This is a genomic window from Streptomyces sp. NPDC013317 (genome assembly GCF_055563155.1).
Genome location: NZ_JBVHDX010000010.1, coordinates 39284 through 58880 on the forward strand (window position 1 = coordinate 39284; position 19597 = coordinate 58880).

Below are 19597 nucleotides of genomic sequence, written 5' to 3' on the forward strand. Positions count from 1 at the left end.
CGGTGGGTGGTCTAGGCGGCGGTCTGTTCGGGGTGGCGGCACAGCTCCTGCTGAAGGTGCTGCCGGCTGATGCCGAGGCGCTGGGCGGCGACCTCGTAGTCGGCGCCGTAGCGCATGAGCTCGCGGCCGTCTTCGGCGATGGCGGCGCCGCGGTTGGACGCTGCGGCGCGGGCCTTGCCGAGGGCCCTGCCGCGCTCGACGGGTGCGAGGTGCTTGCGCTCCTGCAGCCATTCGTCGTGTGCGGTCTGGCAGCGCTCGCACATTGGGATCTGCTCGATGCGGTGGGTCCACCAGCCGCGGTCGCTGCCACAGTGACCGGTCCACTCGGGGTGCGCGTTCGGGTCGTCGATGGTCTCTTCGTCCCACGCTGCGGGCGGTGCCCAGCCATGAACTCGGGCGTAGTTGCGGAAGCGGTTGGCGGCCTGCTGGCTGACTCCGAAGCGCTGGGGGTCTTTGTCCCAGTACTTGTTGTAGGCGACAGCGACGGCGTGTGCCGTGGAGGCGTAGACGCGGGTGGACCGGTGGATTTCGCTCACGTAGCGGGGGTGGGTGTGCAGGCTTGCCCCGAGGTGCATGGGGGGCCAGCCGACAGCCATGAGCGCCCGGATGCGGCGGGCGGAACCAGTCGAGTCCACCAGGCCGGTGACGACGTCCGCTGCGGTGACGGAGAGGATGCGGCGGGCGTTGTCGTGGTTCAGTCGGGCTGTAGGCGGCCGGTTGTGGCGGCTGTACAGCATGTGGTTGATGGTCGAGGTGGCGACTCCAGCAGCCTGCGCGATGCGGGCGTAGGCGACGCCGGCAGCCATGAGTTCCCGAACGTGGCGTCGTGCCGGTTCTGCGTCGACGAGGGGGCCGGTGCGTCCCATTGCTACTTCTCCTTCCGCTGCGGGGTGGTGGGGAGGTTCCAGATGGCTTCGCAGATGGCGAGGGATTCGCGGGTCTGGAAGGCGGCGATGGCGGCTGTATCGGCCCGGCGGATCCGGCGGATGGTGACCGCGATGGCGACGGCGACGAGGATGACGAGAGTGATGCCGGCCGGGGCGGGGATCATGCGGCTGCCCGCCTTGCTGCTGCGGTGCCTTTCCAGGTGCGGACGCCGGAGTGGTGGACGGTGGGCCGGTCACTGCAGGCCCAGCCCGCGGTCCGGATGTAGCCCTCGTCCTTGAGGAGGGTCATGAGCCGCCCCCAGTGGTGTGCGGAGTCGGGGGGCTCGGGCAGCTTGTTCTCGTCGGCTATCTCGAAGCAGGTGAACGTCCGCCCGACGGCGGCTGCCTCGAGGTACTTGGGCCACACCTGGGCGAGCCACGTTTCGTAGTCCTCGGCGCGCGGCCGGGCCTTCGGCTGCTCGGGAACGGTGCCGTCGAGGGCGGGCTGGATGGAGTTCATGACGTCTGCCCCTCTCCGGCGAGTTCGGCGATGGAGAGGCGAGGCTTGTCCTCGACGATCTCGGCGTGGGCGACGCCCGCAAGTTCCTCGGCGGCGTAGGGCATGCCGTGCAGGACGTCGGAGGCGACGAGGCGGCTGATCTCGCCCGTGGCGCGGGCGACGAGCATGGTCTGCGGCTGCTTCTTCCACTCGGCCTTGCCGGTGAGCTGCATAAGCTCGGCGCGGGCGATGTCCCACGTGACTTCCTGCCAGGCTTCGGAGCCCTTCCGTCGGCCCCGCATCCGGCACAGTTCCGGGGTCGACTCGACGAGTTCGATCTCGTGGCCGTGGGACTGGACGATGGCCCGCATGGCGTGGGCCCGGAGCGCGGGGGTGCCCTGGATGACGTCGATGGACTTGAGAGTCGCCATCGGCTTCATGCCGAGCTCCTGGCCGGCGAGAATCGCGGCCGTGATGTCGTCGGGCTTCCCACGAAGAGACGCCGGGACGAACGATGTCTTGGCGAGCGACTGGGCGACGAGCGCGGCCTGCCGGGCGTCCTGCACCCACTGCATGAGGTCGCTGTCCATGGACGGTTCGAGGTTCTGGCCGCTGGCCTGCTCGATCTGCCCGGTGGGGTCGGGGATGGCGAGTTCGTTCACTGGAGGTACTCCTCGGCTTCCTTGATGGACGCCCACGGGGGCAGGGAGATGACGGGGATGTCGTCGGCGGGACCGGTCCAGTCGGGCCACTGGCCGGTGGCGATGCACTCGGCGTAGAGGCGGAGAGCGCGCTCGTTCTTGGCGCGGCCGATGCTTCGGGCGAGTTCGTCGAGTTCGCGGACGGTGACCAGGTAGGGCGGTTTCTTGGACTGGAATGCGAAGACGAAGCGGGCGTTGGTGACGCCGACTGCGGCGAGGCCATCGAGGTACCAGGGGTCTTGCTGGTGGTAGCCGTGGTCCCGGATGGCTTTGCTGACGGCTTCGGGGCTGGCGTCGGTGGTGGTCTTGTAGTCGGCGCAGATCGTGAGGCCGGGCAGTTCCTTCAGCCAGTCCGGTCGGCAGCGGCGTCGGATGCCGGTGGTCTCGTCGGTCCAGAAAATGGACCGTTCGGCGATGCCGCTGCCGGGCTTGAACAGGGGCCCGGCCACGGGGTGCTGGCGGATCGCGGCGGCCATCGCCTCGACCTGTTCGTACTCGTGGCGCAGGAGCGGCACCATGCCCGCAGCGCGGGCTTCGTCGCGTTCCGCCTTGGCCTTGCCGCCGAGGTAGGTGGCGTAGTCGATGAGAGCGAGTTCGGGGCCGTCGTCCAGGACTAGCTTGTGTGCGGCGTGGCCGTAGTCGAACTCCTTCTTCGGCGCCGGCGGGTGCTCGCGGTCGTACTTGAACTGGGCGGGGCAGGAGGGCGGGAGGAGCTTGCGGGCACCGGTCGACGAGAGCGAGTCGTCGGCGTGGTACTCGTCGGCGCTCATCCCGTCCAGGACGGCGACCCCGGCGCTCACTGCTCGCCGTCCTGCTCGTCGAGGCAGCCTTCGCAAACCGGGCCCTCGGGCTGCCGGGAGAACGGGCCGGCCGTGTTCTGGCAGCGGACGCAGGCGATCACGCGGCCACCTCGCCGACACCCGCGATCTGCTGCAGCTTGGCGATGCCATCCGGGTCGTTGCCTGCCATGGCCATCGCTGCGACGAGGGCCGGGTAGCCGTTGCGGAGGATCTCGGTGTGCTTGCGGTCGGCGTGCGCGACGGCTTGCACGAGGAGGCGGGTGTAGGTGCCGGGCTGGGCGCCTCCTTCGGCGCCGTAGTGCCATAGGACGACGCGGGCGACGTCCCTAGTGATGCTGTCCATGTCGGGCTCCTGAGGGTGTGTTTGACCAGGCCCGCCCCTGGACGGGGGCTCGCGGGGGCGGGCCTGGCTGGCGCGGATCTGGGGGATCGACGCGCCGTCTATGGGGTTGTGGTCAGCCGGCGGTGAGCGGCTCGGGGTCCGGCTGGTCCTCACGGAGGCCGGTCACGTGGTACCTGCGCAGCACCTGCAGGAGCGCCTCGCGGGACTTCTTCGTGAAGGCGTCCGGCGTGGCGGACATCCAGTCGATGAAGGGCAGGACTCGGCCGATCGCTGCCGCAGCTCGGGCTGCGTCGTCGCGGGACCACCAGCCGCTGAAGAGCTTCCAGCCGCCGCCGGTGACGATCGCCCACTCCTCGCCGAAGAAGCCGTTCGACGTGGCCCGCAGGAACAGGCCGTCGACGTCGGTCTTGTAGGCGAGCTGCCAGAACTGGCGGGGCTCCGGGTCGTCCTCGGCGTGGCTCATCATCAGGATTGGGACGGCGCCCTGGCTGTCTGGGTCGAGGGTTGTGCGGATGAGGCAGCCGATGGCAGCGCCGGTCACCTGGTCCTGCTCGCCCTGGGTCAGCTCGTCGAAGGGCTTGCGGAACATAGACCACGCAAGCGGTGCGCGGAGAGGCTCTGTGGGCAGGAGCCGGTCGGTGGTGGCGTTTGGCGAGTGGAGGTAGGGCCGGTAGCCGGCGGGCAGGTCGGCGTCGTCCTTCGGCTGCTGGGAGTCCTGGAAGGCTCGGTAGGCGTCGAGGAGTTCTCGGTGCTCGGCCGGGTCGAGGATGACGGCGAGGCAGGCGTCGCCCTTGGCGTCGAGGACATTGCGGCTCATGCGGCGGCCGTTGTGCTCGCGGGCGCCGTCGTTGAGGAACTGGTCGAGTGCTTCGTTGGCCTGGTCGAGGTTGAAGCTGATCTGGGTCACGGGTCCTCCGTGGGATGCTGGGGTTGCGCCCCGTCGACTTCGCCTCGACGGGGCGTCCTGCTTGGGCGGTTGTGCGCCGGGGCGGCGGGTGAGTCCGCACCGCCGGCCCGGCGAGTTCAGGCGGCCCGTGTGGTGACGGGCAGGAGGAGCGCGGCCTGGTAGCTGGCCGACACTTCGGGCAGGCCGTGGGCGCTGATGAGGTGCTCGGTCATGGCGTCCTGCGCGGCCGGGCCGGGCTTCACGTTGACGCTGCAGCGCGGCATCGGACAGCGGACGATGGTCTCGATCGCGCCGCGGCCTCCTCGTTCAGCCCGAGTGCGCGGGTCAGGTCGCGGTTCTCGTGGCGCACCTCGTTGAGCTCGGTACGCAGCTGCTCGTTCTCGGCTTCCAGGCGTGCCACGCGATCTCGCCGGTCTCGGTGGACGCGGTCGACCAACCGGCACCACGCCGCCCACGTCGCGTCGTCCCAGTCGTCGGAGCTCGGAGGTGCGGCCTTCAGGATCTTGCTGTCGTCGTCGACGCTCATCGGGTTCCCCCACGGTTGAGGTGGCGCCCCAGGGCCAGGAGCGCGGCGGATGCGGCGGCAGTGGCGGCGACGGCCAGCCAGGCGCGGGTCATGTGATGGCCTCCGGTCCGAGGACTCGGCGGGCCCAGTCGTTGAGGTGATCGACGTGGCCGGCAGCGTCCGATGTGGCGTAGTCGGCGGCGGTCCGTGCAGCCTGTACCGATTCGACGAGGTCGAGTGCGCGGAGGAGTCCGGAGCAGATGGTCTGCCGGATCTCCTGCCTGGCAGCGGGCAGCTCGCACAGGAGCTCCGAGACGATGCCGGCCTGCGGGGTCATGAGACGGCCTCGTCGAGGGACTGCTCGAAGCGGGCCCGTGTACAGCCAGGCGCCGAGCACGGCCACGGATGGACGGTCATGAACACGTTGTCGCTGACCGGGCCCGCGACAAGGACTCCGTGCGAGCAGAACGAATACCGCTCATCAGTCGTGAGGTCTACGCCCTCGCTCATGACTCCACCACCTCGGGCGTGCGGACGGAGAAGGATCCGTCGGTGTGGCGGATGATCAGGTCGCCGTACTTGGCGACCACCCGGTCCGCGTAGTCCGAGCCGATACGGAGGCCGGTGACGGTGAGCTTCCCGTCGACGTACTCCCAGTAGGCCTTCGCGAACACGCCGAGGTTGTCGAGCCAGTTGTCGATCCGGGTCAGCGTCTTGGCCGTCAGCGTGAGGGCCAGCAGCTCACCATCCCGGGGCGGGCTGTCGTGATCGATGTCGACGTGTTCCAGGGTGATGCCGCCGGCGTAGCCGTGGACGGAGACGATCGGTTCGCCGTGGCCGAGGATCCAGGCCGGGGTGCGAGTCGTGGTGACGAGGCGGGTCCTAGCCGCCTCCGCCGCGTCATACTCGGGCCGGACGTCGGGGTAGGCGATGACACGGGTGCCGACCGAGTACTTCTGGTTCCAAGCGTCGGCCTGCTTCTGGCCCTTGACCTTCGCCCGCTCGAGCTTCGCGCGGTAGTCGCTCATGCCGCCACCGCCTCGTCCTGGCGGACCGCGTCGAAGTGGCTGATGCCAGCGACGATGGCGTGGCACTGCCACAGGTACTGCCAGTGGTACTCGTCGAACTTGAGCTCCCACGCGTCCGGGAAGCGGATGCGTGCATGGCCGAAGGAGAAGTTGGCGAGGGCTACGCGAGCGCACTCCTCGTACTCCAGGTTGTGATCGTCGGACTGGAGGACCTTGGCGGTCAGCTCTGCGGTGACGCCGGGGTATCGCGGCTCCAGTGCGGCGGACTCCTCCGCAACCCAGGCGCGGAACTTGGTCTCCGACCAGACCCGGATCTTGCCCGCCCGGACCTTCTCGGCCCAGTAGTCAGGGTTGATCGACCTGCCTGACCGCGAGCCGCGGAAGAGGTGGAACATGTCCTCGGTGTCGGGGCCGAACCGGCAGAAGTGGTAGCTGCCGTGTGACCCGTTGACAATGAGGTTGTACGGCCAAGTGATCAGGTCCCACCAGTAGAGGGAGCTTTCGCCGCTGGTGAACCGCAGATGCCGGTGCAAGCCCTGGTCCAGCTTGACTTCCATTCGGGGGCTGCCGGCCTCGCGTTGGAAGCGGGCGGCGGCCTCGGCGTACTCGTCCCTCATCGGGTTCCTCCGGTCCTGTAGTCGCGACCGCGGAGGTCGGGGTCGATGTCGAGCCACTCGTGGATGAGGTCCCAGTGGGCGCCGTCGGGGTCAGGGTGGGCGGCGAGGACGTTGGCACGGGTCTCGGCGATCTGCTGCTCGAGGTCGGCCTGCGTGACATCCAGGCGCTCGATCGGGTTGGCCGCCGGCTCCGGCTCGCACCGGACACAGGCCGGGTTGTCGCAGTCGTCCGCGTGCAGCTCGGGGATGAACGGCGGCGCCGCGAGGAGGGCGTTCAGCAGGTTGCGGGAGTCGTTCATGCGGCACCTCGCACGATGAAGCGCGGGTCGTACTTGGCGAGGACCTTGTTCTCGCGGGCGATGAGGCCGAGGGCCATCTCGCGGTCGGCGCGGTCCTCGTCGCAGGCCAGGGGGCGGTAGCGAAGTACCTCGCGCTTGGCGTCCTCGGCGGCGTAGAGCGCCTCACAAGCGGCCTCGGGGATCCCGCTCATCACGAGCTCGAAGACCCGCTCCGGCATGGGGACCTTGGGGAGCTGAAGGGCGATCACAACGTCACCGCCTTGGGCTCCTCGTTGCGGGCCGCCCGCAGTGCCGCACGATGCTGCTCCATGGCCGCCTCGCGGGTACCGGCCTTCTTCGAGGAGTGGTTGATGACGAAGCCGCCCAGGATCATCCCGGCGTGGCGCTTCTCGGGGCTCTCGTCGAAGACGACGGTGTCGTAGTAGCCGCCACCGATCCGAACGGTGGAGACCAGCAGATCCTTGGAGTCGGTTACGACCGGGGTTTGTTGGACGATCTCCGGCAAGCCGGGGGATACTCGGGACACGGGGTCCTCTTCTCTCTCGCAGGTGATTGCGGTGGAGGGGTGGCTCTCGGAGGGCCGTCCGTCGGGCTCTGACACACCGGCGGCGGCCCGCATAGCCGGCTAGGCGGCGATGGGGGTCTGCTTCGCGGGCCGGCCAGCTGCACGGCGCGGGCGGCGGAGCGGGGTCGGCTCGACCCGGTGGGCCCTGTACTGGTGGTCCAGGTCTTCGCGGCTGATCAGGATGTTGCCGTTGTCGACGGCGCGGCTGTGAGGCATGCCGTCCTTGATCCGCCGATAGATCGTCTTGACGCTGCACCGCATCACCCAGGCAGCCTCGGCGGGGTTGAGGTACGGGGCGTCCGGGTCTTCGGGCTTGGTGGGCTTACCGTAGGCAGCCACTCCTAGTCCTTTCGTTGTGCCTCGCTGGAGGCGAGAAGGTCAGTGTCGGTAGCGTTCAGAGCGGCTCGAAGGCGCACGTACTTGGAGGGCCTCAAGCGCCTGCGGGCGCCTCGCTCGAGCTTGTTGAGGTAGTTGGCTGTGATGCCGACCGCCTCGGCGAGCTGCTCGGTTTCGATCCCCGCTTGCATGCGCTTTTTGCGTATGGCCGCCCCATCCACCTGGAAGGTGGCTCCGGGTTGGTGCATGACTAAGAAGCTACCCCTAGCTACCCATCCCGTCTAGCTCCTAGTGGGTAAGTAAGTGCCCGGCTGTGGACACGAGGCACCCCTACATGCCCTTTGAGCTGCGTAAACGATGGGCCAAGTTGGGTCGGAAAGTGACCCCAGTCCTGGCTGGTCCCCGCGAGTCCTGCCAATATGGGCACCATGGCACCCAGTGACCTCGACCTCGGCCGGATCGCAGAGCGAGCGCGCAAGCGTCGCGCACAGCTCGGACTGGCCCTCAACGACAAGAACGCTGCCGCCGGCGGCACCTCTAAGAAGACCTGGCAGAGGGTCGAGAAGGGCCTGCCGATCCGCGTCATGAACTACGTCAAGGTCGACGTGCTGCTCGAGTGGGCACCGGGCAGCCTCGTCGCCATCGGGGAGGGCAAGGAGCCGATTCCGGTGACGCCGTCCGAGTCCACGCCCGGCGTAGTGATCAGCGAGATCCCGCCCGAGATGATCGATGAAGAGGTGCGCGACGTCGTAAAGCTGGCGGCGATCGCCACCACCGAGGGCCTGACGGTCGAACAGGTCCGGGAGCTCAGCGACCGCGTGGTGCGAGACCTGCGCAAGAACGGGCTGCTCGGCGACTGAAACTAAGCCGAAAGTCGTACAACCTTTTCCGCTTGTGCAGATACTGAGAAAAACGGACCAGCTACTTTCCGTTCAAGTGGTTCCAAGTTGCACAAGACGTGGCAGAGTCAGAACACGTCCTTGGAGGCTCCCGCAACCGCCCGGATCTAGGGGGAGCCATGCTGTATCGAGACGCGCTCATAGTCGACTACGGACCCGGCTTCAACGGCCAGGCCCTGAAGACCGACCACGGGATCGTCTGCGCCGTCCCTAGCCAACCGCAGGCCCGCGACGAAGCACGAAGCACCATGCGGGAGTTGGTGAGGACGCTCGGAGGGAACTGTGACGACTGTCGAGGTTGCTTTGTCCGCGACCTTGACTGAGATCATGGTCATGCGGAGGTCCGGCAGCGGGTACTGCCGGACACCGCATCCTCGCCAGCACAGAGGAGGGTGACTCATGGCCCAAGTCGATCAGTACATCCATGTCGAGTGGCGCGGCGGAACCTGCCGTGTGAAGTGGTGGACTGGCGAGACTCTGCCCTCGGGTCGCAAGCGCTACGAGTCCAAGGGCGGCTTCGTCGACGAGGGCGCGGCCTACAGGCACGGCCAAGACAAGCTGTACGAGATCCGGCACGGCACGCACATCAGCAACCGGGACGGCGCCACATCCACTTCCGCGTGGGTGCAGCAGTGGTTCGAGTCCCTCGACCTCCGGCACCTGTCCATCCGGAACTACCGGTGGCGCGTCAAGCACATCAAGGCCTTTTTCAAGGACCGCCCTGTCAGTGAGCTGACTATCCTGGACCACCGGGCCTTCAAGAAGTACCTGGCCGCCGTGCCGCTAGGCACCGAGAGTCAGACGCAGATCCTCAGCACCTTCGCCACGGTCATGGATGACGCGGTCAAAGCTGGCCTCCTCAAGTCGGCGCCCGTGGAGCGACAGAGCAGGCGCGGCAAGTACAAGCGGAAGCCGCGTGAGCGGAAGCGCGACATGGCTGTGCAGTCGGTGGCACAGCTGGCCCACAACGCGGACATCCGGTGGGGCTTCGCCGGCTTCGTTTATACGTGGACGATGGCGATGACGGGTATGCGGCCGGCCGAGTTGTACGGACTCACGCGCGAGTACTGCTTTCCGCACTGGCCCAAGACTGACCTCCGGCTCGACCCGGCCGAGTCCGAGCGCTACGACGATGACCTGCAGCGCTACGGCGCTGGCGGGGGCCTGCTGCCGGCGATCCGGGTGGAGCGGCAAGTCCAGTACGAGGACAGCACGCTGAGTTTCTATCCCCCGAAGTACGACAGCTTCCGCACGCTCGTCATCCCGCCCTTCCTCGCGTCGCTGCTCGAGGCTCTGCTGGCTTCGCACGACTCCCCCTGGGTGTTCCCTGCGATCGAGGGAGGGAGCCTGGGCGCGGTGTCGTTCACGCGCGAGTACTGGCGTCCCGTGGCCGACGGCGCTCCCCCGTCGGCCGGGCCGAAGCTGTGGCGCGAGGAGCTCCAGCCGGTGGAGCGCTTCGCCGGCAAACGGCAGTACCTGGTGCGGCACGGGCACAAGGAGTGGCTCGACGAGGACGGGCACCCGAGGTACGCCGTCGAAGCCCGCATGGGTCACGAACTGCAGGGCGTCGAGGGGACGTACAGCAACCTGACTGTCGCGATGGAGCAGCAGATCATGCGCTCTCTGCAGGCCCGCTGGGAGGCTCTGCCTGCGGAGCTGAGGGTGCGGCCGGTCCGGGACGAGCGGGTTGTGAGGCGGAACGCCGTGGCTTCCATCAGCACGCTCGTCCGGCAGTTGCTCGCCGAAGGGGTCACCGATCCCGAACACGTCCTGGCGCGCGTGGAGGAGATCCGGCCGGGCTCGCTCAGGAACTCTGTGCTTCAGGCGCGACGACGGTTGCTGGCCAGCGTGTAGTTCCCGTTTCCCAGTTGTTTCCCACTGGTGCATGACGGGAACGGTCTAGTGCAGGTCAGCGTGCCGACAAGGGGTCGGAACTACAGATTCCCTCAACATGCACATGATGACCGGATACATGAGCGCCGACCTCTTCCTCTCCATCGCCGAGAAGGCGGGCGAGGACCTCACCGTGGAGTCCTTCCAGCGGGCCGCGAACGGCTTCTCCGACACCGGGACGCTCGTGGGCGACCGGGCCGAGCCCAAGGGGCAGAAGGAGAGCTTCGGCTGCGGAGCGCTGGTCCGGCTGAAGAACGGGCGGTACGAGGTGGCGGTGCCCTTCAGGTGCTATCCGCCGATCCCCTTCGGCTGAGAGGCGCGTTCGCGTGGGTGACCTGCTGGGCTTCGTCCTGAGCGGGCTGGTCTCGGGCGCGCTGTACGCGCTGCTCGCGACGGGGCTCGTCCTGTCGTACTCCGCCTCCGGGCTCTTCAACTTCGCGCACGGCGCCACCGCCTACCTCTGCGCACTGGCCTTCTACGAGCTGCACTCCGGCTTCGGCTGGCCCGCCGTGCCCACCGCCCTGCTGCTGGTGTTCGTGGTCGCGCCCGCGCTCGGCTGGGGCCTCGACCGGCTGATGTTCCGCAGACTCGCCGAGGTAGGGGAGACGGCACAGATCGTGGCCACGATCGGCCTGCTGGTGGCGCTGCCGGCGGCCGGGCTGTGGGTGGTCGAGCTGCTGGAGCGGGCCGGCGCACCGGTCCTGCCGGCGGAGAACCAGTTCGGGCTGCCCGGTGTCGGCCCGAGCCCCGCGGTGTCCTGGCAGCCGCTCGACGGCGTCGGCATCGACTCCGACCAGCTCATCACCTGGGTCGCGACGGCGCTCGCGGCGGCCGGACTGTGGGTGCTGATGCGGCACACCCGGCTCGGGCTGCTGCTGCGGGCGGCCGTCGACAACCGCTCGCTGACCGAGCTGCGGGGCGTCAGCGCGGACCGGCTGTCCTCGATCGCGTGGATGCTCTCGTCCGGTCTCGCGGGCCTGGCCGGCGTCCTCGCGACCCCGCTCCTCGGGCTCTCCGCCCATGACTACACCCTGTTCCTCTTCGTCTCCGCGACGGCGGCGGTCCTCGGGCGCTTCGCCTCGGTGCCGCTGGCGTTCGCGGGCGGGCTCGGGCTCGGGGTGCTGCAGAACCTCGTCGCCGGGTACTCCTCCTTCGCCGAGGACATCACCGGTTTCCGTACCGCCGTACCGTTCCTCATCCTCTTCGCCGGCCTCGTCGTCCTCGCACAGCGGCGGCGCGCGGCGGGCACGGCCGCGGCGGACCCGCCGCCGGTCGACTACCTGGCCGGGAAGGGCCGGCGGCGCCGCTGGGGGGCCTGGATCGTGTCGGCCGTGCTGCTCGGTACGGCCTTCTACACCGTCACCACACCGTTCTGGAGCGGGATCCTGGCCCAGGGGCTGGCGATAGGGCTGGTGTTCATGTCCTTCACCGTGGTGACCGGCCTCGGAGCGATGGTGTCGCTCGCCCAGGCGACGTTCGTGACCGGGGCCGCCCTCGTCGCGGGACTGCTGATGAGCCACGGCTGGCCGTTCGTGGCCGCCGCGGCGGCCGGCACGGCGGCGGCGGCGCTCCTGGGTGCGGTGGTCGCGCTGCCCGCGCTGCGGCTCGGCGGGCGGTCGCTGGCCCTCGCCACCCTGGCCCTCGCCTTCCTCGCGGACCAGGTGCTCTTCCAGCTGGGGTGGCTGCGCAACGGCGACACCGGGTGGGAGATCCCGCGGCCGGTCGTGGGTCCCGTGGACCTGGCCGACGACCGGGCGCTGGGGCTCGCGCTCGTGGTGCTCTGCGGCGCGGTCGTGGCGGGGCTGACCTGGCTGCGCGGCTCCCGGTGGGGCCGGGCGATCCTCGCGGTCCGTTCGGCGCCGGAGGCCGCCGCGGCGTCGGGCGTCTCGGTGGTGCGGACGAAGCTCCTGCTCTTCACGGTGTCGGCGGGGCTCGCGGGCTTCGGGGGCGTGCTGTACGCCTCGTACAGCACGCGGATCACGGCGACCGACTTCACGGCGATGACGGGGCTGGTGTGGCTGGCCGTCGTCGTCGCGGCGGGGGTCCGCAGGCCGCAGTTCGCCGTGGTGGCGGGGCTGGTCTTCGCGGTGGTCCCGCATCTTCTGGCGACGTACGTGACGGAGTCCGCGCATCTGCCGGTGATCCTCTTCGGTCTGGCGGGCCTCGCCCTCGCGAACGACCCGGACGGGTACTGCGCGGCGCTGCCGTCCAGACGAGCGGCGCGGACGAGCGCCCGCGCGGCCGCGACGGGTACGGGTACGGCCGCGCATACGGGTACGGCCGCGGGTACGGGTACGGGTACGAGGGACGCGACCGGGCTCGCTCCGGACGGCGCCGGCGTCGCCCCCACGGCTGGCCCCCCTTCGGAGCCGTACGCCCTCGAACTGCGCGGTGTACGGGCCGGATACGGCGGCGCGTCCGTGCTGCACGGCGTGGATCTCGCGGTGCGCGGCGGCGAGGTTCTCGTCCTGCTCGGCCCGAACGGTGCCGGGAAGTCCACCGTGTGCCGGGTGGCCGCGGGCCTGCTCCGCCCGGCCGACGGTCTGGTACGGGTACGGGGAGCGGACGGCACCCGGGACGGCGCGGTCGACCGGGCGCGGCGCGGGGTGCGGCTCGCGCCCGAGGGCCGGGGGATCTTCGCCGGGCTCTCGATCGAGGAGAACCTGGCCCTGCAGCTGCCGGCCTCCGGGGACCGGGAGGCGGTCTACGCCCGTTTCCCCGTGCTCGCCGCCCGCCGCACGGTCCACGCCGGGTCGCTCTCGGGCGGGGAACAGCAGCTCCTCGCGCTCGCGCCGCTGCTCCAGCACCCGCCGGAGGTCCTCGTCGCCGACGAGCCCTCCCTCGGTCTCGCCCCCCGGGTCGTGGACGAGGTCTTCCGGCTCCTCACCGAGCTCCGCGCGCACGGCACCGCGCTGGTCCTGGTCGAGGAGAAGGCGGCCGAGGTGCTCGGCATCGCCGACACCGTCGCGTACCTCTCGCAGGGCGGGATCGCCTGGTCCGGGCCTCGCTCCGAGGTGGATCCGGACCGGCTCGCCGAGGCCTACCTGGGGACGGGAGTCCGCCGATGACCCGTGCGCTGCTCCGCGCGGAGGGGATCGACGTGCGCTTCGGCGGCGTCCACGCCCTGCGCGACGTGACCATCGCCGTACGCCCCGGTGAGATCTGCGGTCTCATCGGCCCCAACGGCGCGGGCAAGACGACCCTCTTCGACGTCCTGTCGGGGATCAGACGGCCGGACGCCGGCTCGATCGAGTACGCCGACACGGACATCACCCGGCGATCCCCCGTCTGGCGGGCCCGCCACGGCATCCGCCGCACCTTCCAACGCCAGCAGCTCTTCGGGCAGTTGACGGTGGCGGACAACCTGGTCGTGGCCCAGGACTGGCGGGGCGGGCCGCGCCGGGGTGCGCGCGGCCACCGGGAGCGGGCCGCCGCCGTGCTCCACGAGTGCGGGCTGGACGCGCTCGCCGGCTCGTACGCGGGTGCGCTCCCCGTGGGGCAGGCCCGCATGGTCGAACTCGCCCGGGCGCTCGCCGACCCGCCCCGGGTCCTCCTGCTGGACGAACCCGCGTCCGGCACGACCGCCGAGGAGCGCCGTCAGCTCGCCGCCGTCGTGCGCCACGCGGCCGGCGAGGAGAACTGCGCGGTGCTGCTCGTCGAGCACGACGTGGCCTTCGTGATGGAGCTGTGCTCGCGTGTCGTGGTCCTGGACCTCGGCCGGGTCCTCGCCGAGGGGAGCGCGGCAGAGGTCCGGGCGGACGCCGCGGTGCGGGAGGCGTACCTCGGCTCCGCACCGGGCACGGTCATGGACACGTGATCGAGGAGACCGACACGGCCCCCGGAGCGGCGGAATGCGACGGCGCCTCCGCTCGTTGACGTGGGGAGTACCACCCGACGACGTAAGGATCGACCGCACGTGAGCATGGACAGCAGGGTCCCCTCCCTCACCCTGAACAACGGCGTGGAGATGCCGCAGCTCGGCTTCGGCGTCTGGCAGGTGCCGGACGACGAGGCGACCCGGGCGGTGGCGACGGCCCTGGAGGCCGGCTACCGCTCCGTCGACACGGCCGCGATCTACGAGAACGAGACGGGCACCGGCCGGGCGATCGCCGAGTCCGGCATCCCCCGCGAGGAGCTGTTCGTCACCACCAAGCTGTGGAACAGCGAGCAGGGCCACGACACGACGCTGAAGGCCTTCGACGCCTCGCTCGACAAGCTTGGCCTGGACTACGTCGACCTGTACCTGATCCACTGGCCCGTACCGGCGAAGGACGCCTACGTCGACACGTTCCGGGCGTTCGAGAAGATCTACGCCGACGGCCGGGCGAAGGCGATCGGCGTCTCCAACTTCCTTCCGGAGCACCTGGAGCGGCTGATCGGCGAGACCTCCGTCGTCCCCGCGGTCAACCAGATCGAGCTCCACCCCCATCTGCAGCAGGCGGCCTCGCGCGAGGCGCACGCCCGCCACGGCATCGCGACCGAGGCCTGGTCGCCGCTGGGGCAGGGCCGGGGTCTCCTGGAGGTGCCGGCGATCGTCGCCGTCGCGCAGAAGCACGGCCGTACGCCGGCCCAGGTCGTGCTGCGCTGGCACCTGCAGACGGGGAACGTGGTGATCCCGAAGTCGGTGACCCCGTCCCGTATCCGGGAGAACATCGACGTCTTCGGCTTCGAGCTGGACGACGAGGACATGGCGGCGATCGCCGTCCTCGACGAGGACCGGCGCCTGGGTCCGCACCCGGGCGAGTTCAACGCCGGCGCCTGATCGACCGATCGGCCGATCGACCGATCGAGCATGGGCCGCGGGGGCGCCGGATTCCGGCGCCCCCGCGCGCGTACCGGCTCAGACGGTCAGGACGATCTTGCCGCGCGTCCGGCCCGACTCGCCCAGCTCGTGCGCCTTGGCCGCCTCGGCCAGCGGCAGGACGGTGTCGACCTCGGGCCGCAGCCGTCCCGACTCGACCAGCTCGGCGAGGGCGAGCAGCCCGGCGTAGTCCGGCTCGACGAGGGTGAACCCGGTGCGGATGCCGCGCCCGGGGGCCGTCGGTACGGCGTCGGGCGACGGCAGCGTCACCAGCGTGCCGCCGTCGCGCAGCACGGGCAGCGAGCGCGTGCCGTAGTCGCCGCCGATGGCGTCGAGGACCACGTCCACGTCGCGTACGGCCTCGGCGAAGTCGGTCGTGGTGTAGTCGATCGGCTCGTCGACGCCGAGACCGCGCAGGAAGTCGTGCTTGGCGGCGCTCGCCGTGCCGATGACGTACGCGCCGCGGGCCTTGGCGATCTGCACGGCGAGGTGGCCGACACCGCCGGCCGCCGCGTGGATCAGGACCCGCTGTCCTTCGCGCAGCGCGGCGGTCTCGACGAGCCCCTGCCAGGCGGTGAGCCCGGCGAGGGGCAGCGCGGCCGCCTCGACGTGGGTGAGGCCGGCGGGCTTGCGGGCGAAGTGACGGGCCGGAGCGGTGACGTACTCGGCGTAACCGCCCGCCTGCTCCGGGAAGCGGGGCATGCCGAAGACCTCGTCGCCGGGCTCGTACAGCGTCACGCCGAGGCCGACCGCCTCGACGACGCCGGAGACGTCGTAGCCGAGGACCGGGGTCTCGGCCCACATGCCGAAGCCGCCGGTGGCGCGGGACTTCCAGTCGATGGGGTTGAGGCCCGCCGCGTGGACCCGGACGAGGATCTCGGTCGGGCCCGGCTCGGGCCGGGCGATCCGGTCCTCGGTCAGGACCTCGGGTCCGCCCCACTCGGTGGCGGTGATGGCGCGCATGGTGGTGGGGGCTGCGGTGGCGGTGTCGTTCATGGGGAGGGGCTCCTGGTGCCGGTGTTTCCTGGTCGACTCCCAGATTCGGCGAGATTCCCACCCACCGGTACTGGCCAGATAGCCATGATGTGACAGAATCTGGCCATGACCACATGCGTGCCGGCAGCAGAGAGCACCCCGCGCGAGTCGCCGCCCCACCGGGTCGCCGTGCTCGCTCTCGACGGGGTGATCCCGTTCGAGCTGGGCATCCCCTCCCGGATTCTCGGCGCCGCGTACGCCAAGGACGGCACGGCCCTCTACGACGTCCGCGTGTGCACGCTCGACGGCGCCCCGGTCCGCACCTCCGACGGCTTCTCGATCGTGGCCGAGCGCGGGCCCGAGGAGCTGGCCGCGGCCGACACCGTCGTCGTTCCGCCCACGTACGAGCTGCGGACGCTCGCCGACGAGGGCCGCCTGGCCGACATGACGCGGGAGGCGCTGGGGCTGATCCGTCCGGGCACCCGGGTGGTGTCGATCTGCACCGGCGCGTACGCCCTGGCGGCGGCCGGACTGCTCGACGGCCGCCGGGCCACCACGCACTGGTGGGAGGCCGCCCACTTCCGCTCGCTCTTCCCCGATGTCCTGCTCGACGAGGACGTGCTCTTCGTCGACGACGGGGATGTCCTGACGTCGGCGGGTGCGGCGGCCGGGGTGGACCTCTGCCTGCACCTGGTGCGGAAGGACCACGGCAGCGCCACTGCCAACGCGGTCGCGCGGCGCTGCGTCGTCCCGCCGTGGCGGGACGGCGGCCAGGCGCAGTACATCGAGCGCCCGGTCCCCGAGCCGACCACCGCCACCACGGCACCGACCCGCGCCTGGGCGCTCGAACGGCTCGACCGGCCGCTGACGCTGACCGAGCTGGCGGAGCACGCCCGGATGAGCGTACGGACCTTCACGCGCCGCTTCCGCGACGAGGCCGGGACGACGCCCGGCCAGTGGCTCACCGCCCAACGGGTCGAACTGGCGAAGCAGTTGCTGGAGACCAGCGACCTGACGATCGATCACATCGCGGACCGCACGGGCTTCGGCAGCGGGAACTCGCTGCGTCAGCACATGCGCGCCCTGGTCGGGATCTCCCCGGCCGCCTACCGGCGCGCCTTCCATCTCACCACCAGGGAAAAGGAGTTCGCACAGTGAGCGGTTCGCCCGCGCCGGTCGACGAGGGGCTCTACCGGGTACGGAACGTGGCCAGCGGGCTGCTGCTGGAGGTGTTCGAGGGATCGAACCGCAGCGGCGCCAACGTCCAGCAGGGCAAGGAGAACGGTACGCCCGGACAGCACTGGCACATCGTGCCCGTACCGAACGGCGGCGGCCTCTACCACCTGGTGAGCGCGGCCAGCGGCAAGCGGCTCGACGTGGCGAACGCCTCGACGGAGAACGGCGCCAACATCCAGCAGTGGAAGGCGAACAACTTCGGCGCGCAGGAGTGGATCATCGAACAGGACCTCCAGGCGCCTGGCACGGTCGCGCTGGTGAGCTTCATCAGCGGGCTGCTGCTGGAGGTGGAGGACGGCTCGATGGACGACGGGGGCAACGTACGGCAGTGGGAGGACACCGACTCCCCCTCCCAGTGGTGGCAGCTGGAGCCGGTGTCCTGACCGTCGGCGGGCCGCTCAGCCCTTGCGGGCGGTGTGGAGCGTCGAGGCGGAGAGGTGGAAGAGGTCCGCTCGGCGGTGCAGGGAGAGCGGCTCCGCCGGGTCGAGCAGCCGGTCGAGAGTCGCGACGTCCTCGGCATCGATCCGCTCCGCGAGCGGGTGCCGCAGACGCGTGAAGTGGGCGACGACCTGTTCGCGCACGAAGGGCGGTACGGGCGCGGGGACGTCGGTGAGGAACGAACGGGTGCCGCTGGGTGTGAGTCCGGCGGAGGCGAGGAGCTCGCGCCAGTCGTCCGGCTCGTCCTTGCTGCCGGGCAGATCGGTCCGCATCTCGGCGAACCAGTCGGCGTGCGCCGCCTCGATCCTTGTCTCCAGGCCGGGGCGGCCGAAGCCGATGTTCGCGGGCAGATGGCGGGCGTATAGCCCGCCCTCGACGAGGGCGATCAGGCCGCCGGGCCGCAGCACTCCGGCGAAGGAGGCGAGAGCGGCCCGCTGGTCGCCGATGTGGTGTGTGGAGTTGCCGGCCCAGATCAGGTCGGCTTCGCCCAGGGAGTCGAAGTCCTCCGGCAGTTCGGCGCGGAGCGTGGTGACCCGGCCGGCCAGGCCGCCGGCCTCGGCGCGGTCGCGCGCCCGCTCCAGGAGCTCCGGGGACGCGTCCACGGCGACGACCTCGGCGGCCGGGAACGCCTCGGCGAGCAGGGTGGTGACGACCCCGGGACCACTGCCGACGTCGAGGACGCGGCGGACGGCGACGGACGGGACGAGCTCGCCGAGCCAGGTGGCGGCCCGGGTGTAGAGGGGGCTGTGGAGTTCGGCCTGGCGTTCCAGGAGCGGCGCCATCGCGGCCCAGTCGAGGTGGGTGTGCTGGTGGTCGTGAGTCATGGTGTCAGCGTGCGGCCGACACCCGGGGAACGCGAGAATTCTTGCCGTTCCGGCAAAGGATTCACTCCCGTCGGCGGTACTCCTGCGGGCTGACGCCCCGTACCCGCTTGAACGCCGCGCTCAGGGCGAAGGCCGTGCTGTAGCCGACCTGGCGGGCGACGGACTCGACCGTGGCGTCCGTCTGGCGCAGCAGGTCGGCGGCGCGTGCGAGCCGCCAGCCGGTCAGGTACGCCATGGGCGGCTCGCCGACGAGCTCGGCGAAACGGCGGGCGAGGCCGGCGCGCGACGCGCCGGTCCTGGTGGCGAGCGAGGCGACGGTCCAGGGGTGGGCCGGGTCGTCCTGGAGCAGGCGCAGGGCGCGGCCGACGACGGGGTCGGCCATCGCGCGGTACCAGGCCGGGGCCTGCCCGCCGGGCCGGGAGAACCAGGTCCGGACGACGGCGATCAGGAGCAGGTCGAGGACACGGTCGAGGACGACGCTCTGTCCGGGATCGTCGCGGGCGATCTCCTCGTCGAGGAACGGCATCAGGGGACAGTTCCAGGCGTCCGCGGGGAGATGGAGCAGCGGCGGCAGCGCGTCGAGGAGGCGGCGACTGACCTCGCCGTCCATCTGGTAGGTGCCGACGAGCACGGTGGTGGAGCCGTCGAGGGCGTTCCCCCAGGTCCGTACGCCCAGGTGCATCGACTCCGCGAGCGGCTCGCCGCTCAGGGTCGTGCAGACACCGCCGGGGCCGATGGTCGCGCGCGGCGGGGCGTCGGGGGCGTCGGCGACGGTGTACGGCTCCGGGCCGCGGGCGACGGCGACGTCGCCGGGCCGCAGCAGGACGGGCTCGCCCCGGTCCGGGACGATCCAGGCCTCTCCCTCGGTGACGCACATCAGACAGAGCGGCGCCCGGTCCTCGATCCGGACGGACCACGGCGGCTCCATGATCATCCGCAGCAGGAAGGCCCCTTTGGCCCGCGGTCCGTCGAGGAGTCCGGCGAGAGCGTCCATGGAGCGCAAGGGTAGACGGAGGGCGGTCGTGGACGGAGGCGTATGGGAGTGAGCCTGTGGGACATGGGAAT

The 19597-nt window shown here is 70.6% G+C and carries 28 protein-coding genes; 8 read left to right on the forward strand and 20 right to left on the reverse strand.

The genetic code is table 11. From position 1 onward, the window contains the following. Positions 1 to 11 precede the first annotated feature (11 nt). From ACZ3IJ_RS24625 to ACZ3IJ_RS24705, 17 genes are all read right to left on the reverse strand, one after another. Complete coding sequence (locus tag ACZ3IJ_RS24625) at positions 12 to 866, reverse strand: hypothetical protein (RefSeq protein ID WP_467471523.1); 855 nt, start codon at positions 864 to 866, stop codon at positions 12 to 14. A 2-nt stretch (positions 867 to 868) separates the two neighbouring features. Next, entirely contained in the window at positions 869 to 1051 is a 183-nt protein-coding gene (locus tag ACZ3IJ_RS24630; RefSeq protein WP_467471525.1) for a hypothetical protein, read from the reverse strand. Further along, entirely contained in the window at positions 1048 to 1386 is a 339-nt protein-coding gene (locus ACZ3IJ_RS24635; protein ID WP_467471526.1) for a hypothetical protein, read from the reverse strand. Before ACZ3IJ_RS24635 ends, ACZ3IJ_RS24630 begins: the two co-directional genes overlap by 4 nt. Further along, positions 1383 to 2027: a hypothetical protein gene (locus tag ACZ3IJ_RS24640; protein ID WP_467471528.1), complete on the reverse strand. Its 645-nt coding sequence runs from the start codon at positions 2025 to 2027 to the stop codon at positions 1383 to 1385. Before ACZ3IJ_RS24640 ends, ACZ3IJ_RS24635 begins: the two co-directional genes overlap by 4 nt. Beyond that, on the reverse strand, positions 2024 to 2866 hold the full coding sequence (locus tag ACZ3IJ_RS24645; protein ID WP_467471530.1) for a PD-(D/E)XK nuclease-like domain-containing protein: 843 nt from the start codon (positions 2864 to 2866) through the stop codon (positions 2024 to 2026). The genes ACZ3IJ_RS24640 and ACZ3IJ_RS24645 overlap by 4 nt, the downstream gene beginning before the upstream one ends. 97 nt (positions 2867 to 2963) lie before the next feature. Continuing rightward, positions 2964 to 3209, reverse strand: coding sequence for a hypothetical protein (locus tag ACZ3IJ_RS24650; protein WP_467471532.1), 246 nt, complete (start codon positions 3207 to 3209; stop codon positions 2964 to 2966). 112 nt (positions 3210 to 3321) lie between these two features. After that, complete coding sequence (locus ACZ3IJ_RS24655) at positions 3322 to 4116, reverse strand: hypothetical protein (protein ID WP_467471534.1); 795 nt, start codon at positions 4114 to 4116, stop codon at positions 3322 to 3324. Between the two features lie 116 nt (positions 4117 to 4232). Next, the gene (locus tag ACZ3IJ_RS24660; RefSeq protein WP_467471536.1) at positions 4233 to 4379 is read right to left on the reverse strand and encodes a hypothetical protein; all 147 of its coding nucleotides are present in this window, start codon (positions 4377 to 4379) and stop codon (positions 4233 to 4235) included. Then, a complete protein-coding gene (locus ACZ3IJ_RS24665) occupies positions 4355 to 4642 on the reverse strand; it encodes a hypothetical protein (RefSeq protein ID WP_467471537.1) in 288 nt (95 codons plus the stop codon). Before ACZ3IJ_RS24665 ends, ACZ3IJ_RS24660 begins: the two co-directional genes overlap by 25 nt. A gap of 88 nt (positions 4643 to 4730) precedes the next feature. Further along, positions 4731 to 4958: a hypothetical protein gene (locus ACZ3IJ_RS24670; RefSeq protein WP_467471539.1), complete on the reverse strand. Its 228-nt coding sequence runs from the start codon at positions 4956 to 4958 to the stop codon at positions 4731 to 4733. A gap of 169 nt (positions 4959 to 5127) precedes the next feature. Then, positions 5128 to 5649 (reverse strand): hypothetical protein, encoded by a 522-nt coding sequence (locus tag ACZ3IJ_RS24675; RefSeq protein WP_467471541.1) that lies wholly within the window; start codon positions 5647 to 5649, stop codon positions 5128 to 5130. Next, entirely contained in the window at positions 5646 to 6266 is a 621-nt protein-coding gene (locus ACZ3IJ_RS24680) for a hypothetical protein (protein ID WP_467471542.1), read from the reverse strand. The genes ACZ3IJ_RS24675 and ACZ3IJ_RS24680 overlap by 4 nt, the downstream gene beginning before the upstream one ends. Beyond that, on the reverse strand, positions 6263 to 6565 hold the full coding sequence (locus ACZ3IJ_RS24685; RefSeq protein ID WP_467471544.1) for a hypothetical protein: 303 nt from the start codon (positions 6563 to 6565) through the stop codon (positions 6263 to 6265). The genes ACZ3IJ_RS24680 and ACZ3IJ_RS24685 overlap by 4 nt, the downstream gene beginning before the upstream one ends. Then, positions 6562 to 6813 (reverse strand): hypothetical protein, encoded by a 252-nt coding sequence (locus ACZ3IJ_RS24690; RefSeq protein WP_467471545.1) that lies wholly within the window; start codon positions 6811 to 6813, stop codon positions 6562 to 6564. Before ACZ3IJ_RS24690 ends, ACZ3IJ_RS24685 begins: the two co-directional genes overlap by 4 nt. Beyond that, positions 6810 to 7091 carry a hypothetical protein gene (locus tag ACZ3IJ_RS24695; RefSeq protein ID WP_467471547.1) on the reverse strand — a complete coding sequence of 94 codons (282 nt, stop codon included), beginning with the start codon at positions 7089 to 7091 and terminating at the stop codon, positions 6810 to 6812. The genes ACZ3IJ_RS24690 and ACZ3IJ_RS24695 overlap by 4 nt, the downstream gene beginning before the upstream one ends. A 99-nt stretch (positions 7092 to 7190) precedes the next feature. Next, positions 7191 to 7469 (reverse strand): helix-turn-helix domain-containing protein, encoded by a 279-nt coding sequence (locus ACZ3IJ_RS24700; RefSeq protein WP_467471549.1) that lies wholly within the window; start codon positions 7467 to 7469, stop codon positions 7191 to 7193. A gap of 2 nt (positions 7470 to 7471) precedes the next feature. Further along, entirely contained in the window at positions 7472 to 7714 is a 243-nt protein-coding gene (locus ACZ3IJ_RS24705; protein ID WP_467471551.1) for a helix-turn-helix domain-containing protein, read from the reverse strand. A 180-nt stretch (positions 7715 to 7894) separates the two neighbouring features. Between ACZ3IJ_RS24705 and ACZ3IJ_RS24710 the strand changes: the two genes are divergently transcribed. From ACZ3IJ_RS24710 to ACZ3IJ_RS24735, 6 genes are all read left to right on the forward strand, one after another. After that, positions 7895 to 8326, forward strand: a complete 432-nt coding sequence (locus tag ACZ3IJ_RS24710) for a hypothetical protein (RefSeq protein ID WP_467471553.1) — start codon at positions 7895 to 7897, stop codon at positions 8324 to 8326. A gap of 438 nt (positions 8327 to 8764) precedes the next feature. After that, positions 8765 to 10219 (forward strand): phage integrase SAM-like domain-containing protein, encoded by a 1455-nt coding sequence (locus ACZ3IJ_RS24715; protein WP_467471556.1) that lies wholly within the window; start codon positions 8765 to 8767, stop codon positions 10217 to 10219. 97 nt (positions 10220 to 10316) lie between these two features. Continuing rightward, the gene (locus tag ACZ3IJ_RS24720) at positions 10317 to 10571 is read left to right on the forward strand and encodes a hypothetical protein (protein ID WP_467471558.1); all 255 of its coding nucleotides are present in this window, start codon (positions 10317 to 10319) and stop codon (positions 10569 to 10571) included. A 13-nt stretch (positions 10572 to 10584) separates the two neighbouring features. Then, complete coding sequence (locus tag ACZ3IJ_RS24725) at positions 10585 to 13326, forward strand: ABC transporter permease subunit (RefSeq protein ID WP_467471560.1); 2742 nt, start codon at positions 10585 to 10587, stop codon at positions 13324 to 13326. After that, positions 13323 to 14075 carry an ABC transporter ATP-binding protein gene (locus ACZ3IJ_RS24730; protein ID WP_467471562.1) on the forward strand — a complete coding sequence of 251 codons (753 nt, stop codon included), beginning with the start codon at positions 13323 to 13325 and terminating at the stop codon, positions 14073 to 14075. Before ACZ3IJ_RS24725 ends, ACZ3IJ_RS24730 begins: the two co-directional genes overlap by 4 nt. A 105-nt stretch (positions 14076 to 14180) precedes the next feature. Then, entirely contained in the window at positions 14181 to 15020 is an 840-nt protein-coding gene (locus ACZ3IJ_RS24735; protein WP_467471896.1) for an aldo/keto reductase, read from the forward strand. Positions 15021 to 15098: 78 nt separating this feature from the next. On the opposite strand, the gene ACZ3IJ_RS24740 is transcribed toward ACZ3IJ_RS24735, so the two are convergent. Next, positions 15099 to 16055: an NADP-dependent oxidoreductase gene (locus ACZ3IJ_RS24740; protein ID WP_467471563.1), complete on the reverse strand. Its 957-nt coding sequence runs from the start codon at positions 16053 to 16055 to the stop codon at positions 15099 to 15101. A 105-nt stretch (positions 16056 to 16160) separates the two neighbouring features. Here ACZ3IJ_RS24740 and ACZ3IJ_RS24745 point away from each other — a divergent pair, with 105 nt between their 5' ends. Both ACZ3IJ_RS24745 and ACZ3IJ_RS24750 read left to right on the forward strand, forming a co-directional pair. Continuing rightward, positions 16161 to 17192: a GlxA family transcriptional regulator gene (locus ACZ3IJ_RS24745; RefSeq protein ID WP_467471565.1), complete on the forward strand. Its 1032-nt coding sequence runs from the start codon at positions 16161 to 16163 to the stop codon at positions 17190 to 17192. Then, a complete protein-coding gene (locus ACZ3IJ_RS24750; protein WP_467471567.1) occupies positions 17189 to 17653 on the forward strand; it encodes an RICIN domain-containing protein in 465 nt (154 codons plus the stop codon). Before ACZ3IJ_RS24745 ends, ACZ3IJ_RS24750 begins: the two co-directional genes overlap by 4 nt. A gap of 15 nt (positions 17654 to 17668) precedes the next feature. Here the strand turns inward: ACZ3IJ_RS24750 and ACZ3IJ_RS24755 are convergent, their stop codons facing one another. Next, positions 17669 to 18532, reverse strand: a complete 864-nt coding sequence (locus tag ACZ3IJ_RS24755; protein WP_467471568.1) for a class I SAM-dependent methyltransferase — start codon at positions 18530 to 18532, stop codon at positions 17669 to 17671. Positions 18533 to 18593: 61 nt separating this feature from the next. Further along, positions 18594 to 19526: an AraC family transcriptional regulator gene (locus ACZ3IJ_RS24760; protein WP_467471570.1), complete on the reverse strand. Its 933-nt coding sequence runs from the start codon at positions 19524 to 19526 to the stop codon at positions 18594 to 18596. Positions 19527 to 19597: the final 71 nt, after the last annotated feature.